The organism is Mycobacterium triplex, from assembly GCF_000689255.1.
In the GTDB taxonomy this organism is placed as follows: domain Bacteria; phylum Actinomycetota; class Actinomycetes; order Mycobacteriales; family Mycobacteriaceae; genus Mycobacterium; species Mycobacterium triplex.
Genome location: NZ_HG964447.1, coordinates 174367 through 195496, shown reverse-complemented (window position 1 = coordinate 195496; position 21130 = coordinate 174367). Strand labels below are relative to the sequence as shown.

Here is a 21130-nt window from a genome sequence, read left to right as displayed (position 1 = left end):
CGGCAACCTCACCCTGACACTGAGGTTGTCCTACTCGGGCCGGGCAGCGCATCGGGTGTCTGTGACCGCCGGTCAGGAAGCGTTTTTGGAGGGCCACGTTCATGCATTCGAACGGCTCGGCGGTGTCCCGGTGGACAAGATCCGCTACGACAACCTCAACAGCGCGGTCAAACAGGTGCTGTTCGGGCGCTCGCGGCAGGAGAACGACCGCTGGATCGCCTTTCGCTCCCATTACGGATTTGAGGCCTGGTACTGCCAGCCCGGACACGAGGGCGGGCGGTTTCGCCGCAACCACTGCGTGCCGATGCCGGTGGTGAACTCCATCGATGAACTCAACGCCCTGCTGGAAGCCGCCGATGACGCTGATGACGCCCGCCGGATCGGCAACCGGGCCACCAGCGTGGCCCAGGACTGGGCGATGGAGCAGACCCTGCTGCGGTCGCTGCCCAGCGAGGCGTTCGACACTACGCTGACCCTGACCCCGCGGGTGGACCGCTACGCGCAGGTGATGGTGCGGTGCAACCAGTACTCGGTGCCGGCCCGTTTCATCGGCCATCGGCTGCGGGTGAAGCTGTCGGCCTCGACGGTGACCGTCATGACCGCACTGTGGTGGTGGCCCGCCATCAGCGGGCGATCGGCAAGTGCGCCAAAGTCCTTGATCTGGATCACTATCTGGAGATCTTGTTGCGCAAGCCCGGCGCGCTATCCGGGGCGACCGCGTTGTCACAGGCCCGTGCGGCCAAGGTGTTCACTGCCGGGCACGAGCGATTCCGGGCCGCCGCCCGCAGGGCCCACGGCGACGCGGCGGGCACCCGTGCCCTAGTGGAAGTCCTGTTGCTGCACCGTCACCTCGACCGGGCTCGCCGGGATCACCGCCGCCCTGGCGGTCGGCTCGGTCAACCCCGATGTGGTCGCCCTGGAGGCCCGCAAGGCCACCGAGCGCCGAACCACGCTTCCTGCAGGCGATGTGGTTCAGCCCGGCGCGCAGGTGCTGGTCCTGGCCGCCCACCGCGCCGGGGTGCCCCCACGCGCAGCCGCTGCCCTGCATGGACAAATACGACATCCTGCTCGGCAGGGAGACCTCATGACCGCCCGACGCGCAGTCACCGAGCAGGCCGCCACCGCGGCCATTGAGCAGGGCTGCCGCATGCTGCGACTGCCCACCATCCGTGACCGGTTCAGCGAGATCGCCGCCACCCCCGCGCAACGTGAACATCTGACCTATCTCGAGTTCCTCTCCGAGTTGGTGATTGCAGAATGCGACGACCGCACCCGCCGCCGCGCGGACCGGCGTATCCGCGACGCCGGCTTCCCCCGCCCTAAACGCTTGGAGGACTTCTTTTATGAGGCCAACCCCGCCATCAACCCCGCGATCATCGGCCAGCTGGCCAGCTGCGACTGGGTCAAAGCCGGATACCCCTTGTGTTTGATCGGTGACTCCGGCACCGGGAAAAGTCACCTACTCATCGCCCTGGGCACCCTGGCCGCCGAAGCCGGCTACACCGTCCGCTACACCCTGGCCAGCAAGCTGGTCAATGAACTCGTCGAAGCCGCCGATGACAAACACCTGACCAAACTCATCACCCGCTACGGCCGCGTCGATCTGCTCCTGGTCGATGAACTGGGATACCTGCAACTGGACCGCCGCGGCGCCGAGCTGCTCTTCCAAGTCCTCACCGAACGAGAAGAACGCTCCGCGATCGCCATTGCCTCCAATGAGCCGTTCTCCTCCTGGACGAAGACCTTCACCGACCCCCGACTCTGCGCCGCCATCGTCGACCGGCTCACCTTCGCCGGACAGATCATCGAAACCGGCAGCACCTCCTACCGACTCGCCCACGCACGAAACGCGAAACCCCCCAACACGACCGGGGCCAAATCAAGCCGTCAAACCGGAGCCAAATCACGTTGACATTGCGATGTTCGAGGTTCAACCTGGGTCCGCACACCGGTAAACGCACCACACGCCCTGCGACCAGCCATCGCGCGTCATTCCGGTCGAGGAGGTGCGATCGGCGCAGCGGTCACTGGACCATCGCCGTGACTTTGTGCTGGCGTTGCCCAGCTTTTCAGCTGGGTACCAGACGTTGTTCCTCTGCACGTTTGCTCAACGTCACGACGTTGAGATGCCGGAGCAGGATCCTGTGGGTGCCATCAGTGATTGCCCCGATCGTCGCCTCGCAGAGCAGCGCTTTGAGGTCTCCGAGGTAGCCGTGCGTGCGGTGGTAGAGCTCGGCCGCAAGCTTGGTGTGCAGCTCGTTCGGTCGACTTCGCGGCAGATGAGGCAGCAGCAGTCTCTCGAAATCGCGCACGATCACTTGCCAACCGATCCGATCGGCGTCGAGATCGTCGATCTCGTACGGCCCGAACCGATTCAGCCGGAGACGGGCCGCGATTTGTGGGTCATGCACTAGGTCTCGGGCTTCGAGATCGGCACCGATGAGAACAAGTGTGACGCCGATCTGGCCAAGGCGTGTATTGAGGTGCTTGATGTGGTCGAGCACGTCGCGTCCCGATTTCCAGTTCGTCTTGAGCAGGTGAACGTCATCGATAATGACGATCTGTGTTCGGTGTCTTCGAACCGCGTCCATCGCCGCCATCGATATGTCGCGTTTTGCTCCCTCGGCCGAAAGGTGGAAGAACCCCAGGATTGCTGCGTCGACGTCCTTAATCTGGGCAGCGGCGTCGAGGTCGATCCATACAACGGGATCCAGGTCGACTTCCCACCCCGGTTCGGGGCGGATGATCGGCCGCCCGTAGGGGTCCAGTTCGGCGTCAGCGATCCACGCTAAGTACTTCTCGCGCGCCCAACGCATCATCATCGTGCTCTTGCCGGCGTAGTTCGGTCCTGAGAGCGCGGGCAAGCTCTTCGCGCCCGGTGGAGTCAACTTGTTGATTCGAACAATGTGGTCGATAGCGTCGTAGATCGCCACCACGTCGCCGGTGGGCAGAAACAGGCTCTGTAGCCATTCGGTCAAATGGTCGATGTGGCCTGCCCGTTGCTGACGTGTCATTACCTTCCACTGCCGCACGGTGACCGGTTGGGGCTCTGCTGGTGGCTGCATCGTGCAGTAGTCGTGCCATAGCTGGGCATCCACGTTTAGGCACCTTCCGGAAGCTCGGGCCACAGGTCGTGCGCCGGCGATGGCCGCCGTGGGTGTGACCGCGGGGGCTGCACCTGGTCTTGATGCTGCTGCGCCTCGGCGTGATCGGCCTTGGCCTGCTCCACCCGCAACCGGGCAGCGATGAGCTTCTTGCGTAGTTTCGGTTTTGCAGGTGCCTCGGTGATCTGGGTGAGTTCGTCGAGGATCTGGCGCGTGGCGGAATTCCGATTCAAGACCAGGTTTCCGCCTCGGTGGCGTATCCGTCGCCGCGCGGCGTCGACGATCGCCGCTGTCATTGGCGCGACGGTGTGGTCAGAGCCGCGCCATTCAATGGGTTCGACTCGGTTCGTCGCGGGATCGCGAAACCAGATCCGCGAGAGATCTTGCGGATCGTAGAAGAAGGGTGCCGCGCGGTCTTCAGGTCGGAACTGCCCGACTGGCACCGAACGATAGGGCTCAAAGACTTTCAGCGAGTCGTACACCAGGTTCTTGAACTCCACACCGGCGTGGCTGATGGTCCCCCATCGAACCGGGAGGAACTGGTAGATCAGATCCGGATTTTGCGGCACATCGATTCGCCCAGTGAGTTCAGTCATCGCATCCCACATCTCGAGAGGGCACATCCTTGCCTCCTCTTCACCGGGCAGGATCAGGCCCTCATGCGCGCTGCGGTGGTAATCGAGTGCGACGAAACGACGTAAGTGATCCCGCAGCTGCGATGCGGTCAACAGGGGCTCATCGCTAACCAGTCTGCCGCGCTCAGAGGTGTTGCGGCCCTTGTATCCCGGGATCTGCTGCAACCCACGCTGAATGGTTTCGTGCCAACGTTCCACATGTGGGTTGTCGTTGGCCTTGCCGCCGCGATTGAGCATCAGATCGATTCCCAGGGTCGCTAGCAGCGCCCGGAAATGTTGAGAGACGAAGATTGATCCGTGGTCGCATCGGATGGCATCCGGTAGCACGGACGGAACGCCGTGCTCGCCCTGCAGAGTGCTGAAGTCCGGTGCCAGCAGGCGCTTGCCCACCCGTACGGCCACGCCGCGGAGGTCGAGCTGCCCAGGCAGGCCCGCCCACCTCCATTGACTGATGGACGTGCCCTCGACCAGCAATGAGAAGGGGCGGCAGATGTCGTAGAGCAGCAGCCCTGCCTCGATACCATTGGCGCTTCTGGGAACGACGCGTAGCGCGAGAACCACGCGGGTCGCGACATCGATGGCGGTGATGATTTCCACGCTGCATGCGCGGCCGGTCAGTGTGTCGTAGACGAGATTGTCGGCGCGGGTGACGTCGATGGCGACCACCTGGCCCGGGCGAATCGCCGGGTAGTGTTTTGCGCCTGAAACCTTGCGGAGCTTCCGGCTCTTTTGTGCACGCGTCGTTGCTCCTCGCTCCCGTTTGAGGGCAGCCAGGAACTGGCGGGTGATTCTCTGCGGTGCCTGGAAGTCCTCAATCCCGTTTTCCTTCAGTCGAACTCTGGTTCGGCGATCGACCTCCTGGTTGGAGATGGTCGATCGGTCCCCGTCCAAGGTGTCGACTATCTGGGTGGCCACCTGGCGGTATCGCTCGTCGATCAACTCCCAAGACTTGCTTTGGCGAGTACTTCGTGCGTCGATCAGCGCGAGCAGGCCACGCTCTTTGAACCCGCGTACCCAGCTTCTGATCGTGACCGGGCTGTAATGCGCTGTGCTGCAATCCTCGTCCTGGATTCGGCGGGGCGGTTTGCGATCGAGTTGCGCTCCAAGATTCAATTCCATGGCCATCGCAGTGCAGCGCTGGCTCTCCGAAGCCCCACTCGGACCGAACGGCGGTCTCGGCTCGCCAGGACGTGCCAGAGCGGGATGGCCGTCTCGGTAACCGGTCAAGATCTCTTGAACAATTCCCAACTTGAACAGCGCCGACTCGCGGGCTTCGTCGCTGAGGGCGTCCCACCGTGGGCGAAGCGGTTCGCAGAGGGCTGACACTTCGCCGTTGTCAAGGGTGCGGATTGAATCAATTTCCGCATAACCGGTTTTCGTTGTGTCGCCGGAGGCATGCTGCAAGATGACGCCGGCTGCTTCGACTTTGTCGATGACCGCGAACCCTCGATAAGTCAGTACGCGTGTTCCTTCGACAAGGCTGGTACGGCCGCTAGACATGGCTCATCTCCTTGCTCACTACAACGGGTGTGTGCAGCGTCCACGGCACGGTCATGTCGATGTCCAATGCGCCCGTCCACACCATGTGCCAGACCACCGTTTTGAGTTCGCCGGTCCCGTCATCTGCCGAAAGAAGCGAGCCCACCGTCGTGTCGCCACATTCAGCCAGCTGCTGTATCTGTTCCTCGAAATGCGTTGCCCATGGAGGCCTGTGGCGAAATCCGTGCAGCCACAACATGTTCATTCGTTCCGTTACGGTCGTTCCGGCGAACACCGTGTAGCGCCATCCGACCCGCTCGCAGGCACGGCGGGTGACGACGCTCTTGGCCTGAAAGTCGTCGTCTTGCTTTTCTTGCGGTCTGACATCCCATACGGTGACACTGCCATCGATGTGCTGGGTCAATAGGTCGGGGAAGTGGGTAACCGGTTCTTCGGTATGCCATGACAACCGGAATGGTTGGGAAATTATTCGTAAGACGGTGGAGTCACGATCGAGCATGCGAACCAGGTCGTGCTCAAGCCCTGATTCCAGATGTACGACACCAGAATTGGTAAATGTGTAAGCCGACACTGGGATATGGCGATTACTCGCCGACGACCTAGGCGTCCGGATCGGAGCCAGCAGGTCCAGTGGTGGAGCACCTTGGACTTGCCATAGCCATACGGTTTTCACACCGTCGCGGAAACGCAGTGTCCACTCAAGCTGCACGACGCCATCTGCTCCGCCTTGACCATTTTGCCGTGCATTGTTGCGACTCATCGGATTTACCTCCACCTTCGACGTAGGGTCAGGTGCGCCACGATATGCAGTTTGGAGGTAGCTACTGGGTCGATTTTCGAAACTTTTACGTGCATTTTCACTCGTGCACAGCATTTGCTGTGCACTCACGGTTCCGTGTGCCACCTACGAGAAGTCAAGTCCCTCAAGCAGTTTAAGAGGCGGGTGCCAGTACACCGGTTCACTGACTCCCTGCTCCGCAAGGAAGCTCCGTGCACGCTGATCCAGCGCCGCCACCGTCGGCTCGGTCAGGTGCGCCGTGAAAGCGGCCACGAGCTTCGTCAAACTCCAGTAGTCCAACTCGGGGTGGAAATGAAGGGCGAGACGCGGGGACCCACTTATTCGTTCAATCAAATAACAACGCGCGGCCACAACCGAGCTCACCGTCGGCAGCGAGCCAGCATCGCCTTCTACCTGTTGCTGCCAGAAGTCATCGCTGACCAACAGGGAGTAATCGAGCTGGCGGCGGCGCTCGTAGTTGATCCGGCCACCGTCGCCCTGCTCTAGGAAGTCGCTTAACCGGACGAGCGCCTGCTGCATCGGCTCCCAGTAGCTTGAGTCGCACAAAACCCACAGCCTGTTATTCAAAATGCTGTGGCTCTCGACGACGCCTAGGAGGCGCACTGCCGCAACGGGTCTGATGGTTGCACCCACGAGCAGTGTGGCGCACGACAATGTCTCGCGAAGTACCAAAGTCTTGCGACGTCCCGATAGCAACACAGACGCCCATTGCGACCAGATTGCCGCCGGCAGCCGGGCAGCCTTCTTCTGGATTCGCTTCTGCCCCGGGCTCGGTGCGCACGGCAGCGTCGTTGCAGAGCGGTATCGCAGCTGGAGTTCAGGACCCATATCGGCGTTACGCGCCTTCAACACGATGGCAGCGGCGATGTCGCTATCTCGCGCGCATGAGCGGATTTCCGCTGGGCCGCTGGTGGCGTTCTGCCCTGCAATGAACCATCGGGCGGCCATCCCACAGTCGGTCACGCTTGCGTCCCACAACACCTTCAAGGCCAATGTGGTACCGACTGCAACATCCAGAGCACGAAGCGGCGCTTTGTTATTCAGTGTTTCTCGCGCCTGTGAGGACGCGAAACCTACCGTATGCTCACCCGTCAGGTCATCCTCAACGTCCTCAATCGTCAGGCCGTGGGTCGACGAATAGTTCAAGATCCTGTTGGCAAGGCTTCTGACAGCCTCCAGGACCTCCTGCAAAAGCCGTACGTGGGTGTCAAAGATTCCGAAATCAGCGTAGCCGTCGTCAATAACCTCATTGACCGCCTCCTGCGCCCACGAAAAATTGTGTCTATCGGTCCACCGCAACGTTGGAACCGTTCCCAGTGGAAGACCGCAACGGCAGGTGGCTGGAGGCTGGATGCGGCGGTAGTACTGGGTCGATCGCTGATAGCTTCCGCAGCCAGGACATTGGTCAACAAGGAGGCAATTGTGTTCCAGGCACGCGAAGGACCAACCGAGGCGCCAGCGCAATTGCCACCGGCCGCCCGTTTCGCATAAGCATGCAGGGCAGAACCGGGACCTCGGCAGAGCTCCGAAGGGAAACTTTGGATTGAGACGCTCAGTGTACGCATCAATATGCAAGGCGGTCCCGTCGTACTTGCTCAGCGTCATCGCTTCGAACGACTCCGCCGGTACACCGGTGGCCGCCTCGAGCAACTGTTCCTGCTCCGGCAGCAGCCAGGTCAACCAATGCGGCTTCGCGGTAGCCGGAAGCTTCGCGGCCGCCGCAAGAGTTCCGACGGTGCCACCCATTGCACGTGCGCTGGCCTCCAACCACGAATCGATCGATTCACCCTCAAGAGGTTGCACCTGAAGCGGAAGCCAGCGTCGCGCGACTCTCATTTCGAGCAGCTACTTTGACAAGGTCTTGAGACCGAGTCGACAGTTACCAGCATGACCTGCACTTATGTCTGCCAGACACTCAGGTCGGCTGTCGCTGTTGTTTAACAACAAGTGCACGCTTGTTAATCTTCATTGCATCTCGACACGAAGACCCGTTCCGCCTCAACAGATATCGAACCCCCACCCGACCCCGTGCCGGGTGGGGGTTCGAGGGGTTTGCCAGCCACCGGGTCAGATGGCGGCCAGCACCGCCCGCGCGTGAGCGGCTTGCGGATCGTCGGCGGTGGCGTCCAACACTGGCGCGGTAGCCGGGTCGGTGAGGATGGTCAGGTGCGCCCGGTGACGGCTCAGGGTCACGCACATGCGTCCCGCGTCAAGGGCGAACGATTCCGCGTTGCGATACCCCGCCATCGGGTGCAAGGCCACAACGGCGGGCCTTTCTAGGCCTTGCAGCGCATTGACGGTGTCGACCAGTACATCGGGCATGTCGGCCAAGAGCGCCCGCACCGCACCGGCTTGGGCGACATGCGGCACCACCACTGCAATGTCGCGGGCGGTCAACGCCTCGCACACACCGCCGCGCCGGTAGTCATGCCAGGTCAGTTCACGCACCCGCTCAGCCAAGGCGGTCAGCAGCGCCGGGTCGGTCGGCCCATTCAGCGCTTCCGTTGGACGACTGACGATTTCGGGCAGCACCGTACCGTCCGGTGCGATCACGGTCTCATCAGGACGACGCGACGTGAACGGCATCTGCGGGTAGAAATGCTGGGACAACAGCGCGCAGGTCTGCGGTCCAAGTCGCCAGGAGTTCGTCAGTTCGTGCATGGTGATGGCATCGCCGTGTGCGGCCAGCAGCGCAGCCGGGGCGGGTTGGTGTGGCCCGGTGGCTTGGCCTTCCCACTTCTCGGTCGAGCCGGTCACCACGGGTGCCACCTGGCCGGGATCGCCAACGCAAATCACTTGCCGTGCAAGGCTTCCCAGCGCGCCGAGGTCGGCATAGGTGCATTGCCAGGCCTCGTCAACCAAGAGTACATCGGCTCCGGCCAGGTTGGGATCGACGTAGAGCCAGCGAGCGGCGGTGCCGATCAGAATTTCCCCGCCTGTCGAGTGTTCCCATCGCACACTGCGGCCCGCGACCGTGCGAATGCCGTCCACCATCACCGGCTTCTTACCAGCCCCCGACACGATCAGGGAAGCGCGCTCGCTGACGGCGGCGATGCGCCGAGCCAGCTCGGCGGCTTGCTCGCGGGTCTGTGCAGCCACCGCCACACGCAGCGCCACGCGGTGAGCCAGTGCACCGGCCAGCAGCGCCACCAGGCGGCTCTTGCCCGCGCCGGGGCAAGCCGGAACGCAGACCGCAGCATCGCCGCCCCACGCGGCCAGCAGCACCCGCGCCAGCATCGGCGTGTCCAGCAGGTCGCGTCCCGGCCAGTCCTCGGTGATCGGCGCAGCGGTGGGCAGCGCCGGGGTCACCGCCGGTGCCCCAGCAGGCGCGTTAGCGGTCGCGGGGTCACCGGCGGTGAATCGCCTAGGCAGCGTACGCATCTCAGTTCTCCGGTGCTTGTATGTCGTCGGCGGCAGCGATCATCACCGCCAGAGGAACGGGGCGGCGGCTTGCGGTCGGGGTGGCCCCCTGTGACAGCCAGGAGAACCGCCGCTTATACAGCCGCGCCACCGCCGTGCGCCGCGACCGAATCGTGGACACCGAGGGCGGCGCAGGGATCACCGTCACCGGCTCACCCGCAGCAGGCCGGTACCCCGTCTTGCGGAGTCCACCGATGGTCACCGTCAATGCCCCGTCCTCACCCACGGCGGTGGCGAAAACCTCACCACTGAAACGGTTCTCCGCATCCGGCATCGCCGTCATCGGCTCCCCAGCCCAACCGGTGACGGCGGCCCCCGCCTTCAACCGCGTATCCAGCCGCCCCGCGCGCACGGTGACGCGGTTGGCGTGCTGGCCCGCCCCAACGACAGTCTCGCCGTGGCAGACGAACCCGGTGTGCACACCCCGCCCCCGCCACAACGGATCGGCCAGCAACGCCGCCTCATACAGATCGGCGGCATCGCAGCGGCTCGCCAACCGCGCCGCCGCCACGTGCAGCGTTTCGGGCCGGTCCCAACTGCGCTGTTCGCGCACCGCCTCCTGCATGACCTCCAACTGCCAGTCGTCGTCCTCACGCAGCGCATCCAGCCCCGGCAGCAGCAGACCTCCGGTCACCGCGCGATGCCAGTCGTGCAACCCGCTCACGCCGTTGGGCACCGACAGCGCCGCCCGCCACGCGCCAGCGTGATCGGCACCGGGAGCCATACCGAGCATGAACCGCGCGCGGCTGGTGCTCAGCACGTCGGTCACCGCCGAGGTACCGGGATGCGCGGCCCGCTCCACCCACCAACCGGCCAGCGCCGATCCCGCCGCCACGTCGATGCCGGCGCACCGCGCCGGGTCGGCGTAGCTGCGTGCCAAACCCGCCAGCGCTCGCAACGTGGCAGGCGTATCGACCAAGGCAGTCGCCCCGCCGCAGAAGTCACCGGCCACGCACCCGGCGGCGCGGGCGAGCGCGGCCAGCCCATCGGCTCCGGTGCCGCTGTACGAGTGCCCATCCGGCCCCACGGCCTGCACATGCACCACCGGCCCAGTGCGCCGCGCCGCGACGGCCACCTTCACGTCGCGCGCCGGGGCAGGGTTATGCAGCAACCGGGGCACCGGCCCACCGGCATCGCGTGCAGCCACCCGCAGCGCGAGGTCAAACAGCGCGGCGCTCACGCCGCACCGTCCCGGCACTCACCGGCATCAGCCAGACCGCGCGCGGCGGCGGCAAACCCGTCCGCCAGCGCCGCCGTCGCCAGGTCGTCACGGGGACGCTGGGCAGCCTCGCTTACGGTGGCTACGGTCCACCCGGTGCCAGCCAGCACCGCGTTGGCCCACTGCGCGAAGTCGGCTGGCCCGGCCCGCCCGCTCACGCCGCCACCGCCGCTACGGGGGTGACGCGCACCGTCTTGGCCCATGCAGGCGTGGTATCGGCGGCGTGCGCGCCGATCAGGGCCACGATCAACGGCACCGGCAGCCGACGTTCGGGCCAGGGTGTGCCGCCATCGGTGAACGCCACGATCACGTTGCCCGCTGGCCGCGCAGACAACGCAGCATCGATACCGACCCGCAGATCGGTGCCCCCGCCCCCGGTCAACGTCACGTCGCTGATCGACCGCACCGCGCGCGGCACGGTGGCCGCTGCATCGCAGCAGACCACCCGCACCTTGGAACCGGTGCGCCGCAGCACCGCCCGTGTTTCCGACAGAGCGGCAGCCAGATCGTCCTCACCCATGGACATAGACGTGTCGATGATCAGATCGACGGTGATCTTCGGTGCTCGCAGCGTCGGCAAGAGCACGCCCTTGGGTGCGCGCCGGTTCGGTCGCCGCCAGGAGTGGTGCACCTGGCCCGCCTGGTCCTCGACGGCGCGGCGCACCGCAGCGCGCAGCACCTTGGGCCACGGCACCACAGCCGGGGCGAGTTGGGCAGCCGCCCACCGAGCCAGGCCCGCAGGTATGGTGCCGCGACCGGCTCGGCTGCGCGCCATCTCTTGCTGCACTGCGCGGGCGACAGCGACCTTCACCAGATCGGCGGCAGCGGTGGACAGCCCCTTGCCGCTGCCCAAGTCGGCGGCGGCGGGCAGTTCGCCGGGTACGGGCGCATCTCCGGCACCAGAGCCGCACCCGTAACCATCGTCATCCCCGTCACCGCCTCCCTCACCAGTCGCGACGTTGCCGCTGCGGGGTGTACCGGGCGGCACCAAATGCCGGTAGTAGACCTCGGCGGCGTGCCCGTCCTCGCAACCGATCCCGCTGGGAGTTACCACACCGGCTGGCAATCCCACACCGGCTGCGATCAGGTCGTCGTTGATTTCCGCGTCGGCGGCGACATTCCACATGGTTCGATCCACCGGGGAATCCACCGTGTCAGCGCGGCCACCGTGTTCGCGCAGCACGTGCCCGACCTCATGCAGCAGCACCGCACCGGCCAGCGGGATGCTCCACCCGTCCTCGGTGCCCAGCATCATCGGGTCCAGGTAGAGACGCCAGTGCCGGTCCACGGCAAAAGTGCCCAGACCGGGCGCGGCCACCGGCGACAACGCGAACAGTGCCCGCGCGAAGTACGGCATCGCCTCCACCGCGGCCATCCGCGCCAGCCGCAGCCGCCGCCACTCGTCGGCGGAGAGCGCCCTAATCCCGGTCACGCCGCGCTCCCCACGTCAAGGCCCGCCGCGATCATCACGTCCTTGAACTTGCGCGCCGCCGCTGGCGGCTTCGCACCGGCAGGCATCGCCACACTCAGGGCGCGCGCCGCTGCCCCGGCCACGTCGGGAGCGCCATGGGTTGCTGCCTCGACCAGCGGCCCCCATGCGGTCATCCACGCATCCTTGGTCCCCTTGCCCGACGCCCACGCCACCACACCCGACAGCACCGCCCACACCTGATCGGGGCGGGCCGCCCCCCAGGCGACGATGCTCGGGTCTGCGATCACGTCCGCGACAGCGGGCAAGTCCATGCTGGCCCGCCACTCCATGAACTCAGTGCCCGCGCCGTCACCGACCAGTCCCAGCGCGACCGCGCTGATAGCGGCGGTGTCGTCGCGGCGCAGATGCGCCAGCACCCGCGCCATCGCCTCCCAGGACCGCCGCGACGGCCACGCCCGCCCAGCAGCCTCGTCGGTGTCGGGGTACTGGTGCAGCAGCGCGGGTCGTGCCTCTACGAACGCGCACACGGCCCCAATCTCGTCGGCGCGGCGCAGTTCGTCGGCGGCGATGCCGCGCGAGGCGGGCAGCGCAGCGAACGAGGACCGCATACCGGTCAGCCATTCCTCGGCAGTCGGCTCAAAGTCAATGTGCAGGAACCGATTCGCCATCGGCGGCGTCAAATCGACACCACCGGCGCTGCGGTCCGGAGGGTTCCCAGCTGCGACAATTCGCACCGTATCGGGGAGCTTGGTTCGTCCCACCATGCGCTCCAACGCCACCGTCAACATCGCGGCCTGCACAGATGCACTGCACGTGCTGATTTCGTCGAGCAGCAGGTAGCCGCCCCTGGCATCGATGAGCGTCTGCGCCCAATCCGGCAGCGCGAGCGTCTGCACCGCCCCATCGGTGACTACCGGCCACCCGGCAATATCGACTGGCTCACGCTGCGATCCGATCACCGTCTCCACTGGCACGCCATCGGCAGCGGCCAACGCCCGCACCACCGAACTCTTGCCCATGCCTGGATCACTCCACAGCAGCACCGGCACATGAGCGCGGGCCGCAGCGTCGATCACCGTGACGGTCGTGTCCAAATCGGTCATAGCCGAATCCCCTCCTAGGGAGCATTGGACTGGCCCTGCTGGCCTGTCCTCACATCACAGAACACTACCGGCACCCACCGACAAGTTGCTTGCCGAGAGCCCTCGAACGAAACCTGAGGAGATGCAGCGAAGATTGACCAGAATCGCCGAGGTACTTTGACAGATACCCGGCGTGTCGCGTACCGGTGTCAAACTAGCTGCCCGCCGAAATCGCCACTCCCCCGGAGCAATTACGTCTCGGCATACCTGCGCGACCTGTTGTTAAACAACACTGGCCACCTTGTCAATCTTAAATGCATCTCGACAACAAAAAAAAACCACCACACAACAACGCTATAACGCCCCACACCACACCCCGTGCCGGGTGGGGCGTGGGGCCCGGGGGCTGCGGTGGGGAGTTCAGCCAGCGTCCCGAGCTTGGCCGAGTCTGGCGACCTAGGTCGCAATCGCACCGAGCTGGTCCGCCACCTCCCACTCACTCTTCGGCACCTCGTAGACGTGCAATCCGCCGCGATGGCTGGACTGCCAGAACCGCAGGTGAAACATCGACCCGTCGAGGGCCTCGATGACCTGCTCGTTGCTGCTCCATCCTCCCGTCGCCAGCGACAGCCGCACGACCGTCCGCAACTGAGCGTCTAGCCACTCGTCAACGGTCATCAGCGCCGGGGTCCACCACACCTGCTCGAGCAGGTCCACCAGCGCCCGCGGTGAGCCGTAGAAACCACGCATCACCGCAATCCCCCACGCGGTGGGGTAACCGTCGTCATCGACCAGGGCGTGATCCTCGGCAGCGGCGCTCATGCCAGAATCCCGCGGTCGTAGTCGGCCCACAAATCGCTGGCATGCTCCACAGCGGCGTCCTCCAATGCGGCCTCGACCGCCTTCGACTCAAGCCACTCAATCTGCCCTCGAAGCTCTGCGATCTGTTGACGCACGCACTGCGCATGGGCCCAGTTGTACGCACGCACCAAGTCAGCTTCGCTGCGCGACAACATCATTTGCGCCTCATCCAGGCTTAGCTGTTCGACGGCGACCGGCTCGTCATCATCGACATAGACGACCATTCTCACAATCCCCTTCGGGTGAGGTGGGCCCGCCCCCAACGGCTTGCCCGTACACCAGTAACACTATCAATCGGCACCGACAGAAAATTAGCTACGGAACCCGTTGCAGCACAGCGCTATAGCGTCCACTACCCCACCACTGTGCCGGGTGGGTGGTGGGGTCGCTGGGATCACTGAGCGTCGACGACGGCGATGCGGGCCGAGCCACCGGCCGCCTCAAGTTCGTGAGCGCGGCGCGCGGCGGCCACCCGATGCACCCGGCGCGGATAGACCCTGCCGTCGCGCTTAGTCCGGGCCTGCGGGTAGGTCCTCTCAAACGCGTCCTGGTCGTCAAACATCAGCACCACACTGACGCCATCGACCTCAGCCACCTCGAGCTGCTCGGCGCTGGCAGCGATGAAGTCGTCAACGGCCTGCAGTTCAGCCACCAGCCCTGCCGGCGGCGCCGCGGTGCTGCGCTCGAACTTGGCGTAACGCTTCGCATCCACACCGAGTAACCGAGCGGTCTCCTCCTTGAGCAGGCCCGCCGCCAGCCGGCGCACGGTGAGGTCACCGCGCTGCTCACCGCGGTACACCTCAACGACGCGGCCGTGCCGGCTCAACTGCCCGGCGGCCCGCCCCACGGCCACATGCTGCAGCGACAGCGGGTAGGCCGCCAGATCCCGCAGAGTGCGCGCGTCGGGATGGGCGTCTTCAAATTCGGCCTGGTCGACCACAGCCCTCAGCACCACGGTGCCTTCAGCCGGCGCCGCGGCGATAATGCGCGCGGCCTCGCCGGCGACAAACTCCTCCATCGCGATCAGCTCGTCGACGAGCTCCGGACCGACCTCCAAGGCACACAGTCTCCCGCGAACGGTATTTGCGCAGATCGACACGCAGCACCGGCACGAGGTCCTCGACGCGCAGACTCAACGCGTTGCGACGAGCGATCAAGTCTGACCACAGGTACGGCGGCTCGTCGATGTCGTCCTCCCGGATGCAGACAGCGGCGGGCGACACACCCGCCAAATCCACTTTCATGATTCCTTCTCCCCTCCGGAGATCTCGGGCCGGCCCCTTGCTGGCCTGCCCTTCCACGCCGATGCTACCAACGCCATGCGACGCTGGCGGTTATCCACCTCGCGCCTACTGCAGACTGGATGATGACTGGCATGCTCAACCCAGGCACGCCAACGGAGAGGAGGACGCGGGTGAAGAGGAACCGCCTGAACAGCTCAGTCTTCTTCGCAGTGATGGCTGCGCTATTTCTGGCACTCTTCGTGGTAAACGCCATCCATGGCACGTGGCTGGGCTTGATCAGTACGGGGGCCTGGCCGTGTTGATGGGGTACCGGGCATGGTCGGACAAGCGCCGCACGAACCAGCAATAGACCCACAACGCAACACCGACCGGTGCTCAACCCAGTGGACTTCCCCCGCGCGGCGGCGCCTGTAGGTTCTCGCTTTTCGTGTCCTATCGCGCTCCCCTGAGCTGCGGCGATGCGATTAGTCTTGTCTCTACGGTTTATCTCAAATTCGCGTCATTTATAGGCGAGCAAGATCGCCCTAAGTTCAAATCTCGAACTGCAGGGGCAATGCCACCGTCGGCATTCACCGGCGTCGGTGGGTACCAGCGCAGTTCGTAGTGCCAATCGATGCCTTCGGCGCCAAGTCGGTTTCCGGTCACGTTGCCGCTCTCGTCTCGTTCGGCGACGCGGACTCGATGCCAATGGGCGATCCGGATATGAGGCGGGAGCCTCCATCCAGCAATGCCCACATCTCCTGTGCGCTCGCCCGCTTGCCGGCGGTACTGTCGCAGCGCTGCGCCGGTCCGCCATCCCAGATTGCCGATTTCGGCGCGGCGGATCTGCTGCGGTCGAGAAATCTGCTCAGCGGGAGGCCAGTCGATTTCGGGATCACCCGCCGCGGAGTACAACAACAGCGACAACGACAACGGGATGAGGACCGGCAACTCCTCGCCATTGGAGTTCCCAGCCTCGTGCGCACCTTGAATCTGCACCCTGACCAGATCGGCCAGCGTCGTCGCTGCTGCAAGGTCGCCGCGGAGCGGGAAAGTCACGCTCTGGACTTGCGGGGTCGGGTCGCCCTCCTCCTTATACACCCACATGCACCGAACACCCTGCGCTGCAGGTATATTCGTGTAACCCGTTAATACGCCGCGGCCGTCGGCGCCTCGAAGCTTCATGTTGCCCACCGCAGGCGTCGGTCCCGAACCTGTCAAGTTCCGGTACTGACTGACCGTGCCGGCCACGACCATTCCGAGGTAGTGACACATGCGGCGCCCGTCGTGCAGTGACAGCGGGGTGGCAAGGCTGTAAGCGACGGCATCGAACGGGAACCGTGTCAACCAGTCCGGGACGAGCTCCACATCGGTCTTCGCGTTGATCAACGCGCCAGCGAACTCGTCGTCGACGCGCAACACCACAGGACTGTCGGACCACTTCTCGAAGATCATCCCGGCCACGTCTTGAGCCCACTGCGTGGCGGGGTTGCGTGCTGGTGGTCGGTTCGCCCACCACTGGAACGCGGCGATCACCGCGGCCGCATCATCAACCTTGATGTGCCGCTTGGTCCGCAGATCGCGACCTTTCTTCTTCACCACACCCCCATCCTCCCGCACGCCGAGCCGGACAACGCGAGAACACGCACATGGTCAACGCCGCACGAGCGAACCCGGCGCCCTCAAAGGTGATCAGCAGGCGGGAGAGAGGTGTGTCGTTTCCCCGTCGACATCGCCAAAGGACTCCTCGCCCTGTTAACCCTCGGGGCCGACGCCATCGTCCTGACAACCGCGCTAGGAGGAATCGGATGCTTCCTACGCCGGCGCAAACCGGCGATCTAATGCACCATCAATAGAGCTCGGCCACACAGCGTTAGCGCTCCGGCGGAGGCAATCGGCCGTGTCGCGCCGATCAAGCGTTTGCGGCATCCCTCCCCTACGGGGGATCATTGTCGACGTCCAACCATGCGCGAGAGGGGTGGGGGTCGTTGCCCACTGCCTACGGCGTCCGGGCCGACGTCGTCTGGCCCAGCGACCTGGCCTTGCCACCCAGGCCGCCAGCTCTCGTGTACCTGGACACGTTCGCCTGCATCAACCTGGCGAAAGTCGCGGTCGGGACCGCACCACCCGGCTACCGCGACCTGTTCGCGGTCTGTCGGCAGGCTCTGGCCGACGGCCGCGCGATGTTCCCGTTGTCGTCGACGCACATCCTGGAGATCTACAACATCGCCAGCGCCGCCCAGCGCCGGGACGTTGTAGCAGTGATGGAGGAGTTGTCCGACTTCAACTTCTTCCTGGGACGCCCCCAGATCATGGAGCTCGAGTTCGAGGCCGCGCTCAACGATCTGCCGACCATGACGGTCACCTCTCAAGGGCACATCCCGCTTGTGGGAACGCACATGCTGCATGCCTTCGGGCAGAAGGGCGGCATCGTCTTCGAGGGAACCACCGCGGAGGAAGCATCGTGGTGGGCTGAGAAGCTCTGTCAGGACATGGGAATACAGACAGGCGCTGATCCGATGGCAAGTCTGAATCGATGGGCGATGCGCCAACTGGTCACCGGACCCGACGACCACGAGGATCCTGCCTTACTCCAAGCCGGGTACAGCTTGGACGGCTGGCGCGACATGCTCAAGAAGCGGGCCGAGCGGGAGAACGACCTCGTCGGCAAGCTGGATGCGGATCCAGCGCTTCGGCAGTCCAAGTTGCGCGACGTGGTCAACGCCAATGAGCTTTACGCCGAGCTCGGACACCTGGTCGACCGCGCACAGAGAGCCACCGGGCTGTCACTGTCCCAGATCCTCGGGATACAGGATCCCCCGACACCCGAATGCCTCGCCAAAGTACGGAATTTCATCGACGGGATGCCCTCAACCCGCGTGGCCGCTTCGGTGAAGGAGCGATACCACAGCGATAGTCGCCATGAATGGACGACGAACGACATGCAGGACATCGATGCGCTGGCGATCGCAGTGCCCTACTGCGACGCGGTATTCATCGACAAGGCCGCGCGCAACCAGGTGGTTACCAGCCGCGAGCTGAACGTCTTCCAGCCTTTCCTTCCTCGCCGCCCGGCAGATTTGGTCGACTGGCTTACCGATCTGCCAACGCCGTAGGCGGCCTGGCTTTGGCGGGCAATCGTGACGTCGGTTGTTGGCGAAATCTGGTGCCGCTCGGGTTGCCGCCACTCTGATTCTGTTGGTCAATATTGACGCCATTGTGAGATGGGCGTGTCGTGGTGGCCGAGGCGGTAAGAGTCGGTTCCGGTCATCGAAGATGTTGCGGCCGAATATGAATCGGCCGACGATGGCTGCGCAGAGTCGTGAGTCGGTAAAGCCGCGATCCTGCCAACGACGTATTACTTGCCGGGTGTGGCGAAGACAAACAACGCCATGAAGGCGAGGTTGATGAAGAAGACAGCTTCGACCAGGCCCACAGTGATGAGGAAGGGCGCGAACATTCGTTGTTGGGCCTCGGGTTGGCGGGCCACGCCGGCGACTAGTTGAGCGCCGGCCATGCCGTCACCGATGCCGGCGCCGATCGCGCCTCCGGCCATCATCAAGCCTCCACCGGCAAGGGCTCCTGCGGTGATGATTGCGTGGACGAGTTCGGGGTCCGCGGCCATCGGTTACTCCTCTACGTGAATTGTTGGATCAGGGAACTAACTGATGAAACAACTTGTGCAGCACCGTCTTCAGCGCTTATCAGCACGCTGATTTGGCGGGCGTTATCCCTCAGCAGCGGATCGTTGACGGCGATGCGCATTGCCTCGGCAAGGCGTTGCGAGGTGAGTTTGCGCTGGTTGATGGTGGCCGCGCAGATCCCGAGTTCGGTGATGCGCCTGGCCCAGAACGGGCCATCACCATAGGCGGGTAAGGCGATGGTGGGCACTCCGGTGCGAATACCTGCCGCGGTGGTTCCCGCCCCGCAGTGGTGCGCCACGGCGGCAACCCGAGGAAACAGCCAGTCGTGTGGGGTGTCGCCGATGGTCAACATATGGTCCTCGGCGACATGTAGATTGGTCCAGCCAGCTTGCACGATGACCCGGACGTCGGCCAGTTGGGCCGCTCGGCGGATCGTGTCCGATAGCTGCTCGGCTCGCGCCGAGGTGGTCATCATGCTGCCGAGCCCGACAAACACCGGCGGTGGACCGGCAGCGAGGAACTCGGCGAGGTCAGCAGGCGGTTCCCAGATGCCGGCGCTCGCCGGCCACCAGTAACCAGTGACTTCCAATCCCGGGCGCCAGTCCGTAGGCCGGGGCGCCACCCTCGGTGAATACCCGTGCAGGACAGGCCATTGCGCAGTGGTGCGTTGTTGACGCAGCCGACGGGCGGAGGTGCGCGACAGCCCGAGCTGGCGGCGGAATTGCGCGACCACGCCGCCGTATAGGGAGTCCAGTAACCAGGCGCCTGCGTTGGCGGCAACCCGATTTCCGCACGACCCGGCCGACCAGGAACCCACAATCGACGGCGGGTACTGCGCGGTCGCTGACAGTGGCTGCAACCGGAGCCCAAGAGAGGGAATAGCTTTCGCTTCGGCGAGCGGGTGTCCAACCATTTCGGCGAACGGTGATAGCAGCAGGATGTCTGCGGGTTCGTCGGCGACGGCCGAGAGGATGTCGTTGCCCAGGGCGCGCATGCCTCTAGGCGAGGCGAATGCTGCCAAACCTTTGACGGGTGATACCTCGGCGCCATCGGCGGCAGGCTGCAAATCGGCCGGCAGCTCGCGAAACCCCAAACCGCAGCCGGAAATCATGTCCGCGAAGGGGGTGTAGGCGGCTATGGCGACCTCGTGTCCGGCCTGCTGTAGCGCCACGCCCACCCCGGTGAGGGGAGCGACATCGCCGCGGCTACCCACGGCGATGATGACAATCCGGCTCATCGGTTCACCGCCACGGCACGACCGAAGATGGCGACCAGGTCTTCACCGTACGCACGGGCGTCGAAGGCGGGATCGCGCAAGATATTCTCCACCGCGGCATTGACCGCGCCCCGGAGGGCGACCGCCATCGACGTGATCGGGAAATCGCCGAATTGTCCATCCTGTTGCCCCGCCGTCAAGATCGTCGTCGGGTCCAAGACAGCCAGTTCCTGTTGTAGCTCAGCCGTCACTTCGAGTTCCTCGAAACGGCGCCCGTCTGCCGGCTGGTAGCTCGTACCGAGCTGCGTGAGGGCCGCCAGGTGCGAACGGTGGGTATCGAAGTACGCGACGCTGCTTGTGATGTAGGCGGCGAGCTTGTTCGCCGCGGTTGACTGCGCATCGACGGCCGGTCCGACGAACGACAGCGCCGTGCGATACATCTCCTCGACGATCGCGTCGACCAAGTTGTCCTTGGTGCCGAAGTGATACAGCACCGCGCTCATCGCCACCCCAACCCGATCAGCGATCTTGCGGATCGACGCCTGAGCCCACCCGATTTCGGCGATCACCTCGATCGCGGCGGCCACAATCTGCGCCCGTCGCGCCGACTGGGTGAAGGTCGCCGGCTTCTGCAGATCTGATCGCATACTCTGATATTAGATCAAGCGATCAGCGCGCGAAAGCGTGCGCCCACGTACGCGGTTCCTCGGCCTTTACGTGCATGCCGCAGAGCGGTGCGCCAACCGGCCGCCATCTCACGGAATTCGCGACGCCCACATTCGCAAATACTCGACCGGGAAAACGGGCGCCGACGTCAGGATTCACGAACAAACGACGCTGAGATCGGCACACAGGGCCAGCGGCCGGCAATCGCGCCAACGCGAGTAGATAACAACCGCTGTGCCTCTTACCTTATGTCCCATATGCCTTTTGGGGACATTTCAGATGAATTGGCACTGCCACGAGGAGAGGAGGAGGAGGAGGAGGAGGAGGCG

At 64.6% G+C, this 21130-nt stretch carries 19 protein-coding genes and 1 pseudogene; 4 read left to right on the top strand and 16 right to left on the bottom strand.

Annotation, left to right across the window (positions count from 1 at the left end; all coding sequences use genetic code 11):
- Window positions 1-55: 55 nt before the first annotated feature.
- Complete coding sequence (locus BN973_RS28420; protein WP_407067538.1) at window positions 56-823, top strand: Mu transposase domain-containing protein; 768 nt, start codon at window positions 56-58, stop codon at window positions 821-823.
- Here the strand turns inward: BN973_RS28420 and BN973_RS32245 are convergent.
- A complete protein-coding gene (locus BN973_RS32245; RefSeq protein WP_407067539.1) occupies window positions 820-951 on the bottom strand; it encodes a hypothetical protein in 132 nt (43 codons plus the stop codon). The genes BN973_RS28420 and BN973_RS32245 overlap by 4 nt on opposite strands.
- A 133-nt stretch (window positions 952-1084) precedes the next feature.
- On the opposite strand from BN973_RS32245, the gene istB reads away from it, so the two are divergent.
- On the top strand, window positions 1085-1912 hold the full coding sequence (gene istB / locus BN973_RS28415; RefSeq protein WP_036473627.1) for an IS21-like element helper ATPase IstB: 828 nt from the start codon (window positions 1085-1087) through the stop codon (window positions 1910-1912).
- A gap of 157 nt (window positions 1913-2069) precedes the next feature.
- Here the strand turns inward: istB and BN973_RS28410 are convergent, their stop codons facing one another.
- From BN973_RS28410 to BN973_RS28355, 11 genes are all read right to left on the bottom strand, one after another.
- Window positions 2070-3098 carry a TniB family NTP-binding protein gene (locus BN973_RS28410; protein ID WP_036473626.1) on the bottom strand — a complete coding sequence of 343 codons (1029 nt, stop codon included), beginning with the start codon at window positions 3096-3098 and terminating at the stop codon, window positions 2070-2072.
- Between the two features lie 2 nt (window positions 3099-3100).
- Entirely contained in the window at window positions 3101-5239 is a 2139-nt protein-coding gene (locus BN973_RS28405) for a DDE-type integrase/transposase/recombinase (protein ID WP_051641697.1), read from the bottom strand.
- Complete coding sequence (locus BN973_RS28400; protein ID WP_051641696.1) at window positions 5232-5999, bottom strand: TnsA-like heteromeric transposase endonuclease subunit; 768 nt, start codon at window positions 5997-5999, stop codon at window positions 5232-5234. The genes BN973_RS28405 and BN973_RS28400 overlap by 8 nt, the downstream gene beginning before the upstream one ends.
- Window positions 6000-6143: 144 nt before the next feature.
- On the bottom strand, window positions 6144-7874 hold the full coding sequence (locus BN973_RS28395) for a TniQ family protein (protein WP_084163669.1): 1731 nt from the start codon (window positions 7872-7874) through the stop codon (window positions 6144-6146).
- 231 nt (window positions 7875-8105) lie between these two features.
- A complete protein-coding gene (locus tag BN973_RS28390) occupies window positions 8106-9419 on the bottom strand; it encodes an AAA family ATPase (RefSeq protein ID WP_036473624.1) in 1314 nt (437 codons plus the stop codon).
- Between the two features lies 1 nt (window position 9420).
- Window positions 9421-10638 carry a hypothetical protein gene (locus tag BN973_RS28385; RefSeq protein WP_036473623.1) on the bottom strand — a complete coding sequence of 406 codons (1218 nt, stop codon included), beginning with the start codon at window positions 10636-10638 and terminating at the stop codon, window positions 9421-9423.
- A 193-nt stretch (window positions 10639-10831) separates the two neighbouring features.
- Window positions 10832-12109, bottom strand: a complete 1278-nt coding sequence (locus BN973_RS28375; RefSeq protein ID WP_036473622.1) for a vWA domain-containing protein — start codon at window positions 12107-12109, stop codon at window positions 10832-10834.
- The gene (locus tag BN973_RS28370) at window positions 12106-13212 is read right to left on the bottom strand and encodes an AAA family ATPase (protein ID WP_036473621.1); all 1107 of its coding nucleotides are present in this window, start codon (window positions 13210-13212) and stop codon (window positions 12106-12108) included. Before BN973_RS28370 ends, BN973_RS28375 begins: the two co-directional genes overlap by 4 nt.
- Window positions 13213-13647: 435 nt before the next feature.
- A complete protein-coding gene (locus tag BN973_RS28365) occupies window positions 13648-14013 on the bottom strand; it encodes a hypothetical protein (protein ID WP_036473620.1) in 366 nt (121 codons plus the stop codon).
- Window positions 14010-14276, bottom strand: coding sequence for a hypothetical protein (locus tag BN973_RS28360; protein ID WP_081285083.1), 267 nt, complete (start codon window positions 14274-14276; stop codon window positions 14010-14012). The genes BN973_RS28365 and BN973_RS28360 overlap by 4 nt, the downstream gene beginning before the upstream one ends.
- A 170-nt stretch (window positions 14277-14446) precedes the next feature.
- The gene (locus BN973_RS28355) at window positions 14447-15109 is read right to left on the bottom strand and encodes a hypothetical protein (protein ID WP_232232246.1); all 663 of its coding nucleotides are present in this window, start codon (window positions 15107-15109) and stop codon (window positions 14447-14449) included.
- 399 nt (window positions 15110-15508) lie between these two features.
- On the opposite strand from BN973_RS28355, the pseudogene BN973_RS32240 reads away from it, so the two are divergent.
- Window positions 15509-15645 (top strand): annotated as a pseudogene (locus BN973_RS32240) (hypothetical protein).
- 134 nt (window positions 15646-15779) lie between these two features.
- Here BN973_RS32240 and BN973_RS28345 read toward each other — a convergent pair.
- A complete protein-coding gene (locus BN973_RS28345; RefSeq protein ID WP_036473615.1) occupies window positions 15780-16877 on the bottom strand; it encodes a hypothetical protein in 1098 nt (365 codons plus the stop codon).
- 386 nt (window positions 16878-17263) lie between these two features.
- On the opposite strand from BN973_RS28345, the gene BN973_RS28340 reads away from it, so the two are divergent.
- Window positions 17264-18391, top strand: a complete 1128-nt coding sequence (locus BN973_RS28340) for a hypothetical protein (protein ID WP_064942985.1) — start codon at window positions 17264-17266, stop codon at window positions 18389-18391.
- 242 nt (window positions 18392-18633) lie between these two features.
- Here BN973_RS28340 and BN973_RS28335 read toward each other — a convergent pair whose 3' ends face one another.
- The 3 genes from BN973_RS28335 to BN973_RS28325 are packed head-to-tail and all read right to left on the bottom strand — an operon-like array spanning window position 18634 to window position 20782.
- Window positions 18634-18900 carry a F0F1 ATP synthase subunit C gene (locus tag BN973_RS28335; RefSeq protein WP_036473610.1) on the bottom strand — a complete coding sequence of 89 codons (267 nt, stop codon included), beginning with the start codon at window positions 18898-18900 and terminating at the stop codon, window positions 18634-18636.
- 11 nt (window positions 18901-18911) lie between these two features.
- On the bottom strand, window positions 18912-20156 hold the full coding sequence (locus tag BN973_RS28330; RefSeq protein WP_036473608.1) for a glycosyltransferase: 1245 nt from the start codon (window positions 20154-20156) through the stop codon (window positions 18912-18914).
- Complete coding sequence (locus BN973_RS28325) at window positions 20153-20782, bottom strand: TetR/AcrR family transcriptional regulator (protein WP_036473607.1); 630 nt, start codon at window positions 20780-20782, stop codon at window positions 20153-20155. The genes BN973_RS28330 and BN973_RS28325 overlap by 4 nt, the downstream gene beginning before the upstream one ends.
- Between the last annotated feature and the right edge of the window lie 348 nt (window positions 20783-21130).

Excerpts from the sequence above, each read along its gene's own strand:
- BN973_RS28370 (WP_036473621.1), bottom strand. The coding sequence starts at position 13,212 with ATGACCGATTTGGACACGACCGTCACGGTGATCGACGCTGCGGCCCGC.
- BN973_RS28365 (WP_036473620.1), bottom strand. The coding sequence starts at position 14,013 with ATGAGCGCCGCTGCCGAGGATCACGCCCTGGTCGATGACGACGGTTAC.
- BN973_RS28325 (WP_036473607.1), bottom strand. The coding sequence starts at position 20,782 with ATGCGATCAGATCTGCAGAAGCCGGCGACCTTCACCCAGTCGGCGCGA.
- BN973_RS28335 (WP_036473610.1), bottom strand. The coding sequence starts at position 18,900 with ATGGCCGCGGACCCCGAACTCGTCCACGCAATCATCACCGCAGGAGCC.
- BN973_RS28330 (WP_036473608.1), bottom strand. The coding sequence starts at position 20,156 with ATGAGCCGGATTGTCATCATCGCCGTGGGTAGCCGCGGCGATGTCGCT.
- BN973_RS28390 (WP_036473624.1), bottom strand. The coding sequence starts at position 9,419 with ATGCGTACGCTGCCTAGGCGATTCACCGCCGGTGACCCCGCGACCGCT.
- istB (WP_036473627.1), top strand. The coding sequence starts at position 1,085 with ATGACCGCCCGACGCGCAGTCACCGAGCAGGCCGCCACCGCGGCCATT.
- BN973_RS28400 (WP_051641696.1), bottom strand. The coding sequence starts at position 5,999 with ATGAGTCGCAACAATGCACGGCAAAATGGTCAAGGCGGAGCAGATGGC.
- BN973_RS28405 (WP_051641697.1), bottom strand. The coding sequence starts at position 5,239 with ATGTCTAGCGGCCGTACCAGCCTTGTCGAAGGAACACGCGTACTGACT.
- BN973_RS28395 (WP_084163669.1), bottom strand. The coding sequence starts at position 7,874 with ATGAGAGTCGCGCGACGCTGGCTTCCGCTTCAGGTGCAACCTCTTGAG.
- BN973_RS28360 (WP_081285083.1), bottom strand. The coding sequence starts at position 14,276 with ATGGTCGTCTATGTCGATGATGACGAGCCGGTCGCCGTCGAACAGCTA.